This window comes from Pseudomonas sp. IT-232MI5 (assembly GCF_949767845.1).
GTDB lineage: Bacteria > Pseudomonadota > Gammaproteobacteria > Pseudomonadales > Pseudomonadaceae > Aquipseudomonas.
In genome coordinates this window covers 24,261-37,684 of sequence record NZ_CATKQE010000007.1, presented here as the reverse complement: position 1 = coordinate 37,684, position 13,424 = coordinate 24,261, and the positions used below count along the sequence as shown (strand labels likewise).

At 60.0% G+C, this 13,424-nt stretch carries 11 protein-coding genes; 2 read left to right on the top strand and 9 right to left on the bottom strand.

Annotated elements, in window-relative coordinates; genetic code table 11:
- Positions 1-44: 44 nt before the first annotated feature.
- From ACM6JQ_RS06720 to ACM6JQ_RS06705, 4 genes are all read right to left on the bottom strand, one after another.
- The gene (locus ACM6JQ_RS06720) at positions 45-1,334 is read right to left on the bottom strand and encodes a phospholipase (RefSeq protein WP_095114197.1); all 1,290 of its coding nucleotides are present in this window, start codon (positions 1,332-1,334) and stop codon (positions 45-47) included.
- Positions 1,335-1,562: 228 nt separating this feature from the next.
- Positions 1,563-3,131, bottom strand: a complete 1,569-nt coding sequence (locus ACM6JQ_RS06715; RefSeq protein ID WP_414893438.1) for an FGGY-family carbohydrate kinase — start codon at positions 3,129-3,131, stop codon at positions 1,563-1,565.
- Between the two features lie 20 nt (positions 3,132-3,151).
- Entirely contained in the window at positions 3,152-4,744 is a 1,593-nt protein-coding gene (locus ACM6JQ_RS06710) for a glycerol-3-phosphate dehydrogenase/oxidase (RefSeq protein ID WP_414893437.1), read from the bottom strand.
- Positions 4,745-4,749: 5 nt separating this feature from the next.
- Complete coding sequence (locus ACM6JQ_RS06705) at positions 4,750-6,345, bottom strand: FAD-binding oxidoreductase (protein ID WP_414893436.1); 1,596 nt, start codon at positions 6,343-6,345, stop codon at positions 4,750-4,752.
- 207 nt (positions 6,346-6,552) lie between these two features.
- On the opposite strand from ACM6JQ_RS06705, the gene ACM6JQ_RS06700 reads away from it, so the two are divergent.
- Both ACM6JQ_RS06700 and ACM6JQ_RS06695 read left to right on the top strand, forming a co-directional pair.
- Complete coding sequence (locus ACM6JQ_RS06700; RefSeq protein ID WP_095114193.1) at positions 6,553-7,569, top strand: AraC family transcriptional regulator; 1,017 nt, start codon at positions 6,553-6,555, stop codon at positions 7,567-7,569.
- 514 nt (positions 7,570-8,083) lie between these two features.
- A complete protein-coding gene (locus ACM6JQ_RS06695) occupies positions 8,084-8,449 on the top strand; it encodes a DUF6124 family protein (protein ID WP_414893434.1) in 366 nt (121 codons plus the stop codon).
- Positions 8,450-8,850: 401 nt separating this feature from the next.
- Here the strand turns inward: ACM6JQ_RS06695 and ACM6JQ_RS06690 are convergent, their stop codons facing one another.
- The 5 genes from ACM6JQ_RS06690 to ACM6JQ_RS06670 all read right to left on the bottom strand — a co-directional run bounded on the left by ACM6JQ_RS06690 (position 8,851) and on the right by ACM6JQ_RS06670 (position 13,388).
- Positions 8,851-9,219: a glyoxalase superfamily protein gene (locus ACM6JQ_RS06690; protein WP_007911550.1), complete on the bottom strand. Its 369-nt coding sequence runs from the start codon at positions 9,217-9,219 to the stop codon at positions 8,851-8,853.
- Between the two features lie 198 nt (positions 9,220-9,417).
- Entirely contained in the window at positions 9,418-10,875 is a 1,458-nt protein-coding gene (locus ACM6JQ_RS06685) for an N-acyl-D-amino-acid deacylase family protein (RefSeq protein ID WP_414893433.1), read from the bottom strand.
- 26 nt (positions 10,876-10,901) lie between these two features.
- Positions 10,902-11,540, bottom strand: a complete 639-nt coding sequence (locus ACM6JQ_RS06680; protein ID WP_414893432.1) for a YdcF family protein — start codon at positions 11,538-11,540, stop codon at positions 10,902-10,904.
- Entirely contained in the window at positions 11,537-12,247 is a 711-nt protein-coding gene (locus ACM6JQ_RS06675; protein WP_414893431.1) for an HAD family hydrolase, read from the bottom strand. Before ACM6JQ_RS06675 ends, ACM6JQ_RS06680 begins: the two co-directional genes overlap by 4 nt.
- Positions 12,213-13,388, bottom strand: coding sequence for an MFS transporter (locus ACM6JQ_RS06670; RefSeq protein WP_095114187.1), 1,176 nt, complete (start codon positions 13,386-13,388; stop codon positions 12,213-12,215). Before ACM6JQ_RS06670 ends, ACM6JQ_RS06675 begins: the two co-directional genes overlap by 35 nt.
- Between the last annotated feature and the right edge of the window lie 36 nt (positions 13,389-13,424).

Below are 13,424 nucleotides of genomic sequence, written 5' to 3'. Positions count from 1 at the left end.
GTTCCTCCTTCCCTGTTTTTATTGTTTTGGTGTTCGTTACCGCGCTACGGCGCCAATCCCGCGCTGACGTAAATCCGGCTGTGCGCGCCGAAATGCCCTAGCAACTTCAACAGCTGCTGATTGAGTGCCGGGTGATCGAAATCTTCGCTATGAAGTTGATTGCCGCGGCTGAAATCACTGCTGACGGGCGCGGTTTCCAGCCACTGGCCGATGGCCTCGTCGAACGCTGCGGAATCGTTGACCGACTCGGCACTGACCACTTCGCGCAGGTAGTCGACCGAGTACGGCGGGTAGGTTTTGTCCTGAGCCACATCGGCGTAAGCCGCCAGCATCGGGTGCGGCTGACCGGCGCGCAGTACGCGACGCAGCCAGGTCGACTGATACTTCTCCACTTCCATGTGCCGGGTGGCGACGCGTTCGATCGAGGCTTGTTTGTCCTCGGCGAAACCGGCGATTGCCTTGCCTTCCAGCAACAGAAGACTGGCCAGGTCGACACCGGGCAACGGCTTGGCGTGATACGGCTGGGTCAGGTCCTGAATGTGGTGCAGGCCCCAACCAAGAAAACGATAACCCCAATACGGATGACCGCTGGCAAATGCCAATCGCGCCAGCCCCATGTATTGATAGGCGCGCCAGTCCGGCCAACTGCGTTCAAGGAAACCTGCAGCGGCGTACACCACGGGGCTTTCGTGGAAAAAACCCATGTGGAACGGCGCCTGCGAGCTGTACTGGAAACGCGCGTCGCCGAACGGCTGCGGGCCGAAGCCATAGACCGCGCCGACTGCGCCGGGGTTGTCGCTGAACAGATTGATGTCGTGGCCGTAATCCGGTTCGTCGGCGGCGCTGGCGAGCACGGCCAGCGCTGCGACTTTTTCGTGCTCGGCGACAACGATGAAGCGTTGTCGATTCCACGGCGAAAGGGTTTGCTCGACCATGACTTGATTGGCCTGCAGATGCTCACGCTCGGGCAGGTCTTTGCCGGGCAATGGCTGGATGACCATCGCCAGGTAAATCTCGGGACTGATGCGCAGCGCCGTGAGGAAGTCGTGGCGCAGATTGTCACTCGGCACTGCGGGCAATTTCAGCTTGTCGGGGCGTGGCGGGTATTGCGCGAAGTGCTCGCGGGCGAAGCTTTCCTGTTGCTCCAGCAGCGCCAGCACGGCCGGGTATTGCTCGGTGAGAAACCGCTCCAGCGGCTCGACTTCAACCTGCGGTGCATCACGCAACGCCGGCAGATCCTGCAACGCCAGATAGCTGCCGACCGTATGGTTCGACCAGCCCCAGGCGCTCGGGGCCGTTGCACAAAGCAGCAACAGGAGGAAGGTCAGCTTCATTGCTTGTCGTTCTTATTGGCGGTGCCGTGGGGGATGAGCCTAACAACCGACCCCGGCGCTGACACTGTCCGATCTCACCAGAAAAGTTCTCCGATGGCGCCACATCGAATCGCAATACGCTCCCTGTAGGAGTTGCCGAAGGCTGCGATCTTTTGACGTTGATCTTAAAAAACAAGATCAAAAGATCGCAGCCTTCGGCAGCTCCTACAGGGGATTGATGGTGTTCTTTCAGGCGGGGTATCCGGTGATTTTGCGGATGCTTTGATACAGCGGTTTGAGCTGGCGGTACATGCGCAAGTAGACCTCTTTGTACAGTTGCTCATAGATTTTCCGGGCCTCGGGCTGCGGTGTGAAAACCGCGCCGACCCGGGTCATCGCCGCGATGGCCGTGGGGAAATCCGCATGCAGCCCCAATCCCACCGCACAACAAATCGCCGCGCCCAGACCCGACGCTTCATACACATGCGGACGCTCCGCCGGCAGGCCGAAAATATTCGCCGTGAGCTGCATCGCCGCATCACTCTGCGAACCACCGCCAGCAACCCGCAGACGCTTGATTGAGACATTCGAACGCCGCTCGATATTCTCCATACCCTGACGCAACGCATACGCCAGCCCTTCCAGAATCGCCCGGTAAATATGCGCGCGGGTGTGCACGTCGCCGAAGCCGATCATCGCTCCTTTCGCCTCGACACCCGGCTCGCGAATCCCCGGCGACCAGTACGGTTGCAGCATCAAACCCATCGATCCCGGTGGAACGGCATCGACCAGCGCATCGAACAACTGCTCCGGCTCGATGCCCTGCTCTTTGGCCTGCTGCATCTCACGCAAACCAAACTCGTTCTTGAACCAGCTGACCATCCAGTAACCGCGATAAATCATCACCTCGCAGTTGTACTGGTCGGGCACCGCTGACGGGTACGGCGGAATCAACGGGACGATTTCCAGATAGCGCGAGCGGGTGCTGGTGATCGTCGCCGTGGTGCCGTAAGACAGGCACACCGTATTCGCATCGACCACGCCGGCACCGACCACTTCGCAAGCCTTGTCGGCGCCGGCAGCAATCAACGGCAAACCTTCGGGAATGCCGGTGTGGCGAGCGGCTTCAGCGGTGATGTAGCCAAGGGTTTCACCGGGTTTTTGCAAGCTCGGCAATTGCTCGGGACGCACCGCCAGCGCCTGCCATTTCCAGTCACTCGGCGCAGCCCATTTCAGCCGTCTGAAATCGAACGGAAGATAGCCGACGCAGCAACCCACCGAGTCGACAAAGCGCCCGCACAGGCGATGCGTGAGAAACCCGGACAACAGCAAAAACTTATCCGTCGCCGCCCACACTTCTGGCTGATGCTGAGCGATCCAATTCGCCTCTGCCTGAGCGCGAAAATAATCCACGGTGCCTTGCGCGCCGACCAGTTTGAACAACCAGCCCCACGGTCCTTTGATCCCGCCTTCGACTTCGCTCTGCCGTTGATCGAGCCACAGAATCGCCGGACGCAGCGGTTTGCCCTCGGCATCGACATTGATCACCGTGCCGCGCTGAGTGGTCAGTGACACCCCGGCAATCTGCGAACGATCAATGCCGGTCTGCGCCCACACTTGCTGGCACGCCTCGCCGAGTTTCGCCCAGTAATACTCCGGATCCTGCTCGGCCCAGCCCGGTTGCGCCGAGTAATACGCCTGCAATTCAACCTTGCCTTTACCGAGCAGATTGCCCTGCAAATCGAAAAGCAGCGCGCGCACGCTCTGGGTGCCGTTGTCGATGGCCAGCAGGTAACGCTTGTTCGGGTGGTTATCCATGGAGCTCTCTTCAAGGGGCATCAAGGCGTGGCATCCGGCAAACCGTGATGGCGTTGCCACAACGCCCGATAACGCTGAATTTCTTGCTGCCAGTGTTCGTCGCTCCAGCCCAGTCGCGGCTGGCAGAGTTGACGCATTGCGGTGAAATAATCTTCACCGCCATGGGGCAGCAGCAGGCCTAGACGCGTGCGGCGCAGCAGCAGATCGTCGAGGTGCAAGACCATTTCCGCTTCGCAGGCGAAGGCCAATTCCGCCCACAAGGTGTCCGTGGCGCCGACTGTGGCGTGGCCGATTTCTTTGATTAATTGCGCCAGCCTTGGCAGTTCTCGGCCATGCCGTCCGGCCAGACGTCGCCACTGATGGCTGCTCAATTCAGCAATCGGCAGCGCAGGCACAGCGGCAAACACTGGCGCGGCGTCATCGATGAAAGGACGATCCAGCATGCTCGCGCAGGCCTTGAGCACTTCGATGGCTTGCGGGCGAAACGTGGTCAGCTTGCCGCCGGCCAACGTCACGCAACCGGGCTCCTGCCACAGCACATGCTCGCGGGTTTCGTTCGACGGCTTGTCTTGATGCGCACCCGCGCTGCCCACCACCGGACGTACGCCGGACCAGGTCGACAGCACATCATTAGCCGTCACAACTGCGCCGGGAAACTGTTGCGTGCAGGCCGCCAGCAGATAGTCGAGTTCCTCGCCGCTGATGCTCGCGCTCTGATCCAGATCGTCGCGATGGTCGAGGTCTGTAGTGCCGACCACCGTCGCGCCCTCCCACGGAAAAACAAACACCGGACGCCGATCACGCTCATGCAGAAAAGTGAATGCCTGCGCCACCGGCAAACGCCAACCCGGCAGCAATACATGACTGCCACGCAACGGTCGTAATTGTCGCGGCGCCTCAGTCGGCCGCAAACGCTCAGCCCACGCGCCAGTCGCCACAGCGAGCACACCGCAGCGCAATTGCAGGGTAGCGCCGCCCTCGCAATCTTCGATTTCAACGCCGCACACCCGCCCCTTTTCTCGCAGCAAATGTTCGACGCGAACGCCATTGACCACGACAGCACCATCGGCGCGTGCTTCGCTCAACACACGCATCACCAGCCGCGCATCATCGGTCAGCGCATCGACAAAACAGGTGCCACCGAGCAAGCCGATTTCCTTCACGCCCGGCGCCAGATAACGCAGTTGTTGCGCATCATGAAAGCGATGGCTGCGCCGTCCCGCCAAGGCGTCGTACACGCTCAGCAAACCGCCCAGTACACGAGGCCCGGGAAAGCCGCCGCGATAGTGCGGCATCAGGAAACTCATCGGCTCGACCAGCCCCGGCGCTTCGTCGAGCAAGCGCTGACGTTCGCGCACCGAATCACGGGTCAGGCGCCACTGGCCCTTGGCGATGTAACGCAAACCACCATGGACCATTTTCGATGATCGACTTGAGGTGCCCCAAGCGAAATCACGTTGCTCAAGCAACAGGCAGCGCCAGCCTCGGCGCGCGGCTTCACGCAGGATTCCGGCGCCGCTGATGCCGCCGCCAATGACGATCAGATCCCAGGTTTCCTCGGCCAGCGCCGGCAGAATCTGCTGGCGCCATGCGGCGTTCCAATCCTGACTCATGGCCGTCACTCCGGCAGCAGCGTGCCGGGGTTGAGGCGCCCGGCCGGATCGAAGTGTTTGCTCAGCGCCTGCAAGGTATCCATCGCCAATGCGCCCTTCTCGCGCAGCAGGTACGGCGCGTGATCCTTGCCGACGCCGTGCTGGTGACTGATGGTGCCGTGGTTGTCGACGATGGTCTGGCTGGCCGCGTGTTTGAGCGCTTTCCAACGTGCCAGCGTCGCGGGGTAATCCGCCGCCGGGCGAAACAGGTAAGTGGTGTAGATGCTTGAGCCTTCGCCATAGACGTGGGACAGATGGGTGAACACATGCACGCGTTCCCCTTCGGCGGCCAATGCCTCGCGCAGGCTGGTTTCGATGAGGTTGAGCAGGTTGTCGACGTTGCTCCAATCGGTGGCGGTTTCGAGGGTGTCGACCACGTAACCGGCGTTCCACAGGTTCTCGCGCAGGTAGGGGAAACGGAAGCGGTTCTGCGACCATTTCTTGCCGAGCAGGGTGCCGGTGAAGACGCCGCCGAATGATTTGAGGTGGTGTCTCGCCTGTTTTAGCGACAGCGCGTTTTGCCGGCGATTACCGGTGACGCCGAAGGTCAGCAGGCATTTGCCCTCTGCCGCCCCCCTTAGCTTCAGGTACTTTTCCAGCCAGGCGATTTGTTGCGGATGACCGGCCAGCGCCAGTTGCGTTTCGGTTTCCACGGAGTTGGACAGGCGCAGCATCGACAGCGGTACGCGTGCCTGGGCCAATTGGCGGATCGCCCTTAGCGCTTGCGGCCAGTTGGGTAGAAACACGCCGTAGAAACGCTCATCAGCAGGCAATGCGCTGACCCGCACCTTGACCTCGGAAATGATCCCGAAACGGCCCTCGCAACCGAGCACCACCTCGCGCAGATCAGGCCCGGCGGCAGAGGCCGGAAACGTCGAAATTTCCAAAGGCCCGGCAAAGGTTTCCAAGGTTCCGCCCGCAAACAATTGCTCGATGCGGCCATAGCGCAACGACTGCTGACCGCTGGAACGGCTGGCCACCCAACCGCCCAGCGTCGACAACTCCCAAGACTGCGGAAAATGCCCCAGGGTGTAGCCCCGCGCCCGCAGCTGACTTTCCACCTGCGGCCCACTCGCACCGGGACCAAACGTCGCCAGCAGGCTCTGTTCGTCGAGGTCGATCAGGCGGTTCATCCGCGCCAGCGACACCGTCACCACTGGCCGCGCCGAATCCGGCGGATTGATGTGCCCGGCCACCGACGTGCCGCCGCCATACGGGATCAGGCACAGGTCCTGCTCGTGAGCGAGCGCCAGCAATTGGCGGATGTGCTCGGCGGTCTCGGGGAACGCCACCGCATCGGGATAATTGCCCAAAGCACCTTCACGCAACGCCAGCCAGTCCGGCAGGCTCTGGCCCCGCGCATGCAACAAGCGGTCGTGGGCATCGACGCTGTACAACGTGTGCGCAGGCAATCGCGAGGTAGGCACACGCGCCAATGCCGCTTCAAGGGTCGCATCGGGCAGCGCGCGCCCCTCGCCCAGTCGCTCATGAAGAAACTCCGCGCCCTGGGCCGGCAGTTCGACCACCGTGCTTGCATCTCCCCAGCCGTTCCAGCGTCGCATGCGTGTGTCCTTTTAACCGTCGGATCAGTGATATTTCAGGCCTCCATACTAGCCAGCGGCCGCAAAGTGTCACGGTCGCATCCGGCCAGTTCGTGTAGCCAATTGAGTCAAACGTCGCGCAAGCGTCAGCCATTTACTTTAGTCGGGGTTTCAAATTACCTTTCAGGCCTTCATCCGCCCACGCGTCCTCGATCAAAGGAAGGGATCATGCAATCGCTTGGCTTCACCTCGGTACCGCCGCTGCTCAAATACCTGCGCCATGCCGAACAGCTGGGCATGGCCATCGAGCCGGCGTTGGCGGCGGCGGGTTTGCAGGCGCAGCAGTTGAGCGACAACACCCTGCGTTTGCCCGGTGAAGCGCATGAACGCTTGCTGGATTATTTTTGCGAACACTCGGGCGATCCGCTGTTCGGGCTTAACGCGGCGAATTTCGTCCTGCCCAATTCGTGGAGCGTGCTCGGTTACATCACCATGAACTGCGCGACGCTCGGTGATGCGATGAGCCGGATCATGCCGTTCGAGAAACTGGTGGGCGACATGGGCATCAGTCGCGCCGAGGTGCTGGATGACCACGTGCACCTGATCTGGACCTGCCGTTATCAGCGACCACGGATCCGTCGACATCTGGTGGAAAACGTCCTCGGTTCGTGGCTGCACTATGCGCGCTGGATCGCCGATACGCAGATGTCGCCGGCCGCAGTCTGGCTCGAGCATTCATGCCCGGCCGAGGCCACGCCGGCGCAGTACGAGGCGTTTTTCGGTTGCCCGGTGCTGTTTGATCAGCTGTATTCGGCGTTGGTCGTGCCGCTGGCGTATTTGCAGTTGCCGTTGCGTCAGGCGGATGCGCAGTTGCTGCGGACGCTGGAAGAACATGCGTTGGGATTGATGGCGACGCTGGAGGATGCGTCGCTTGAGCAGCAGGTGAAGAACATCCTGCGGCAGTTGCTCAAGGAGGGTTTGCCGCGCAAGGAACAGGTCGCCGAGCAGCTCGCTGTTTCCGTGCGGACGTTGCAGCGGCAGTTGCATCAGGCAGGGACATCGTATCAGCAGATTCTCGATGATTTGCGTCAGGAGCTGGCTGAGCATTATTTGCTCAACAGCACGCTGCCGATTCAGGACATTGCGCAGTATCTGGGGTTTACCGAACCGAGGTCGTTTCATCGCACGTTCAAGAGTCGACGCGGGATGCCACCGGGGGAGTTTCGGCAGATGCATCGGGGGTGATTGTTCTGGCCCCTTCGCTGGCAAGCCAGCTCCCACAGTGTCCGAGTCGTCCACAAAATCTATTACTTGCACATAAACCTGTGGGAGCTGGCTTGCCAGCGATGGCGTCAGTGGCAGCCCAGAATTCCTACAGGTAAATCTTCGATACTTGAACGCAATAAACATCCCGCACCACAGGTGTTTAAAGACACTCAGCGTTACGCGAAACAGCCCACAAATCCTTGCGCCGTAACCTACGCCTAAGCCAGAATCCGCCGGCTTGTGCGCCCTGAGCATGCTGCGTAACTTGATTGCGTCACTGATTCCCAGTGATCGGGTTTAGTAGCCCGGCGGTAATTCTGCTGGTCGTACATTCATCACAGGTACTCGCGTACCTGAGCTTGATGGTGGCTGTACGCAGGGCGCTTCGGCGCGCCGGCTTTTAGCTGAGTTCCCCGGTCTACTAACCTGCGTACAGCTGCCACCCTTTCGTTTAGTAGCCAAAGGGTTGCCGCTCAACAAAGGGAACACAGCTATGTTCAAGATAACGCCAAATCCGCCGGTCACCGACCCGGCCTCCCCCTACGAATCCCCCGACTCAAAGAAATTCCACGAAGCCGCCGAGCGCGCGCTCGACCACTACCTCGGTCCGACGAACGCCGACCTCATGGCCACGCCCTACACCCCCAACACGCTGTACATGGCCAACCCCGAGGCAGGTACCGAATCCCTGCTCGCCGACGCCAGCGAAACCCTGGGCTCGGCGACGGTCATGCTCAACAACCATGCCGCGCAGGTTGAAGGCACACACCGCAAGACTTTGCAGGGTATTGCGCAAGTGGTGATGGTGGCGGAAATGGCCGTCAATCGCGTGTTGGACAGGTTAGTGCCGACCGACTAACGAAAAAGCCCGCGACCCCAACTGTGATGGTTAGGTGGCGGGCTTCTTTTTGCGGTGTGCCATTTACCCTCACCCCAGCCCTCTCCCGGAGGGAGAGGGGGCCGAACGGGGGATATTGATTAGATACGCCGACCTGAAAGTGCTGCTGTGAATCCATAATCGACTCGGTCTTGCAGGTCGATGTATAGCGCCAGACACCTCGGTCAGTCCCCTCTCCCTCCGGGAGAGGGCTAGGGTGAGGGTGAAGGGACGACCGTGAGATGTTCGCTAAATACACCGACCTGAAAGTGCTGCCGTGAATCCTTAATCGCTGCAGATCTTGCAGGTCGATGTATAGCGCCAGACACCTCGGTCAGTCCCCTCTCCCTCTGGGAGAGGGCTAGGGTGAGGGGCTTTTCAGCTCAGAGACAAATCGCATTGGTAAACACCAACCGATTACCAAACGGATCAACGATGGTCATGTCCTGACTCCCCCAAGGCATCGCCTGAATCCCCGGGTGCGAAAACTTGTAATCCTTGGCCACCAACTGCTGCTGAAACGCCTCCAACTCATCCGTCTCGATACGCAGCGCCGAACCCGGGCACGCATCGCCATGATGCTCGGACAAATGCAGCACGCACTCGCCGCGAGACACCTGCAGATACAACGGAAAATTCGCTTCGAAGCGATGCTGCCAGTCGATCTTGAAACCCAGAAAATCGACGTAGAACTCGACAGCTTTGGCTTCATCGAAGATCCGCAGGATCGGGGTGGTTTTGCCGAAGCTCATGGGGTGCTCCCTGACTGATTGGCCCCACAGTGTAGACGGGGTGGATGTCAGCAATTCGGCTTGGGCTGGCGTTTCTTTAATTGCACAGTGCCACTATGAGACGCAGTTCAAAAGATCGCAGCCTGCGGCAGCTCCTACAGAAGATCGCATTCCCATGTAGGAGCTGCCGAAGGCTGCGATCTTTTGACGTCAGCAGAATCACTTAAACCCGTCGCGTAAATTCCCATCGCGAGCGAGAAAGCGCCCTCCCCGGCGACCGTTTGCCTGTCCATCGCGATAGCTCAACACTCCATTGATCCACACACCGTCAATCCCCTGCGCAGCCCGTTGCGGATCATTGAAATCCGCCACATCACGCACCGTCGCCGGATTGAACAACACCAGATCAGCCCAATAGCCTTCACGAATTTCGCCGCGCTCTTTCAGCCCAAATCGCGCCGCCGACAAACCGGTCATCTTGTGCACCGCGGTGTGTAACGGAAACAGGCCGACATCACGACTAAAATGTCCGAGCACCCGTGGGAAAGCGCCCCACAGGCGTGGGTGCGGGAACGGGTCTTCAGGCAGTCCGTCAGAACCGACCATCGATAACGGATGGGCGAGGATTCTTCGTACATCGGCCTCATCCATGCCGTAGTACACCGCGCCGGCTGGTTGCAGGCGTTTGGCGGCATCGAGCAGCGGCAGATTCCATTCGGCGGCGATGTCGATCAGGTCGCGACCGCTGACTTCCGGGTGCGGCGTCGACCAGGTGATGGTGATGCGATGCGCATCGGTGACTTGCTTCAAATCCAGCGTCGAAGAACTCGCCGCATACGGGTAGCAATCGCAGCCGACCGGGTGGGTTTTCGCAGCCTCTTCCAATGAAGCGAGCAGCTCGGGACTGCGCCCCCAGTTACCCACGCCTGCACATTTGAGGTGGGAAATGATCACTGGCGATTTGGCGTGACGACCGATCTGAAACGCCTCGTCCATCGCTTCCAGAACCGGTTCGAATTCGCTGCGCAAATGCGTGGTGTACACCGCGCCGAACGCCGTCAGTTCTTCAGTCAGTTGCATCACTTCATCGGTGGAAGCGTTGTAGGCGCTGGCGTACGCCAGACCTGTGGATAAACCCAATGCACCGGCCTCAAGGCTTTCGCGTAACTGCTCACGCATCGCGGCAATTTCATCCGGCGTCGCGGTGCGGAACAGGTCGTCCAGATGATTGCTGCGCAGCGCCGTATGGCCAATCAGTGCCGCCACGTTCAGGGTGGTATTCGCCGCTTCGACCGCCGCGCGGTAATCGCTGAAGCGTGGATAAACAAACGCCGCCGCGGTGCCGAGCAGGTTCATCGGGTCCGGTGGATTGCCTTTCAGACTGACTGGCGAGGCGCTGATCCCGCAGTTGCCCACAATCACGGTGGTCACGCCCTGGCTGAGCTTGGGCAGCATCTCGGGTTGGCGAATGACCACGGTGTCGTCGTGGGTGTGCACGTCGATAAAACCGGGTGCCAGCACCCGCCCCGCCGCATCGATTTCTTCTGTTGCGTGAGCATCCTGCAAGTCGCCGATACGCTCGATGCGACCCTTGCGGATTGCCACATCGGCGGGGTAGCCGGCCACGTTGCTGCCATCAATGATGAGCGCATTGCGGATCAGCGTGTCGTACTGCATGTCAGCCTCCCGGCGGCAGACTGGTATCAATGTCTGCCCTTGATCAAATGGTGATCGAAGCCTTGTTCTATCAGGTATCGCCAGGCCGCCTCAACCGCTTCGGGAATCACCTGCGGGGCCTGAAAACCCAGCGAAGGGTAAACCATGATCCGGTGCACATCGCCGACCATTTCGTCGATCACTCCCAAGACCCCGATCAGATTGCTGATCTCGTCAGGAAAACTGAACGACGGCGCGTCAACCCAAGCTTCAACTTCGGGCCATTGAACGGGCAAGGTCAATGCCACGCGGCGGATCGAATTCGGTTTGGTCAGAAAGGTCGCTCGACGCACGTCGGGAAACAGCGCCTTGGCAAAGGCAATGTTTTCAGCAAAGTTGGTGGCGCGCGATTCCAGGGTGAACTTATCCGGCCTGACGCCCAGCGCCATGGCCCTCTGGGCAAAAATATCGGCTTCGCTGCGGTCCCACAAATGCTTGGTCCAGTTGCCGGTATTGCCGGTGAACAGCAGATGCTCAGCAATGCCTTTGCTCAGCAATTCACAGGCGTAATCGCACACTCTGAGGTCGTAGGAGCCGCAGACCACGATCAGTTCACACTGATTGTGCGTGCGCCTGGCGCCAAGGAATTCCCAAAGAACGCGAGCGTGTTGCAGGGTCTGGGTCATGGTCGGGCGAACCTCTGTGCAATGTGTCCACTGATGCGCAGGCCGCCCTCGGTGTAAGCGTGTGGCCCCGCCTCTGTCCGCGAGATCGCGAGTGCGGTGAAATCGGAATACGCACACAGCGCACCGTGCGCGGTCAGGGTTGGGTCATCGCCAATGCCGATACACAAGGCGCCGCTGCTGATCGCCGATTGCACGCCGCTGACGGAGTCCTCGAAGACCAGACATTCATCGCTCTGACGCGCCAATTGAGCCGCCGCCAGGCGATAGGGATCGGGGGCCGGTTTGCCACTGCGTACGTCGTCTCGGCAAATGATGCAGTCAAAGACCGACGTCAGATGGTGTTGCTGCAGAACATGCTCGACACGTGCCCGCCAGCTGCTGGTGACCAGGGCCAGGGGCACCGCGCAATCCTTGAGCAGCGTGATAAATGCCGCGACGCCCGGCACCAGCGAACAGTCGGAAAGCTCTTCAAGGGTATCGACCTTTTGCTTGATTACCACCCGTTCCTGCTCGTCAAACTGCCCGAACAAGGCCTGTAGCGTGTAGCCGCCCGGGCGCCCGTGAATGTGCTCGTGGATGAACGCCTGGTCGACTTTGATGCCGTACTGGCGCGCGACTGTGGTCCAGGCCGCTTCAATGACCTCGCGAGACTGGATCAGCACGCCGTCCATATCAAAGCAGACGGCGGTAAAGGTTCGTTGTGTCATGAGTTGAACTTCGCATTTTCAAATGAGCGAGAAATGCCAGCATTGTGCCCACCAGGGCAAACAGCGCCATCACGTAATAGGACCACTGCGGGTGAGTTTCGTACAAATACCCGGCGAAGGGCGTCGCCAGCCCCATAGGCAAGGCCACCGCCAGGGAGTAATAAACGCCTTGAGTAAAGACCTGAATATCCTGCGGCGCGTGATCGCGAATAAAGCGCATGATCGCCGCGTGATACGCGGCAAAACTCAACGCATGCAGGCACTGCCCGAGCACGATCACTGGCAGCGCATCGCTATTGGAAAACAGCGCCCAGCGCGCCGCGGCACAGATGCTGGAAAACATCACGATGGATAACGGCGAGCACCACGACAGGACTTTGTTGGACAGGGCGAAATAGCTGATTTCGGCAATGACCGCCACCGACCAGAACATCCCGATGGCCGAAGAAGAGTAGCCCTTCACGCCCCAGCCGATCGACGCGGTAGAGAAATACAGAGTGTGACTCAGTTGAATGAAACTGGCGGCGGCAATCGCGATCAACAGACTTTTTTGCGCCAGCAACGCCTTCCAGTCCGGCCGTTTGATTGCGCGCCTGAGCGGTTCCGCTTGCGTGCGCGAGACCTGGTGTTTCAAGCGCAGACAGGCTATGGCGGTAAACAACATGCACGCGGCAACCACGATCGGCACCCATGACTGGCTGTACTGGGCAAACAGAAAACCGCCCAGGGTCGAGGTCAGAATAAACGCGGAAGACCCCACCGCCCGTACCCAGCCATAGTTCTGCAGCGCCTGTTTATCGCGCTTGAGCAGATAGGCCTCGGACAAGGGCAACACCACCATCCACAGCCCGCCAAACAGAATGCTCAGTCCGACAAACAGCCACAAATGCACCGGCACGAAATAAAACAGTGCGGTGCACAACGCCGCCGAGAACCCGAGAAATGCCGCCAGACGCAGTTGGTCTACGCGCCAGTCGGCCACGTAGGTGATAAACACCCCGCTGAACACCTGTGGCCAGTACGCCGCCGCAATCAGCAGGCCGATCTGACTGGCGCTCAAGCCCAGTGAATCAAGCCAGGTTGGCCAGAACGGATAGATGATCCCTTCTGCCGCAAAGAATCCGAAGAAGATTAGATACATTCGACATCCATACGCTCGATACGCCAAAACAGGGCT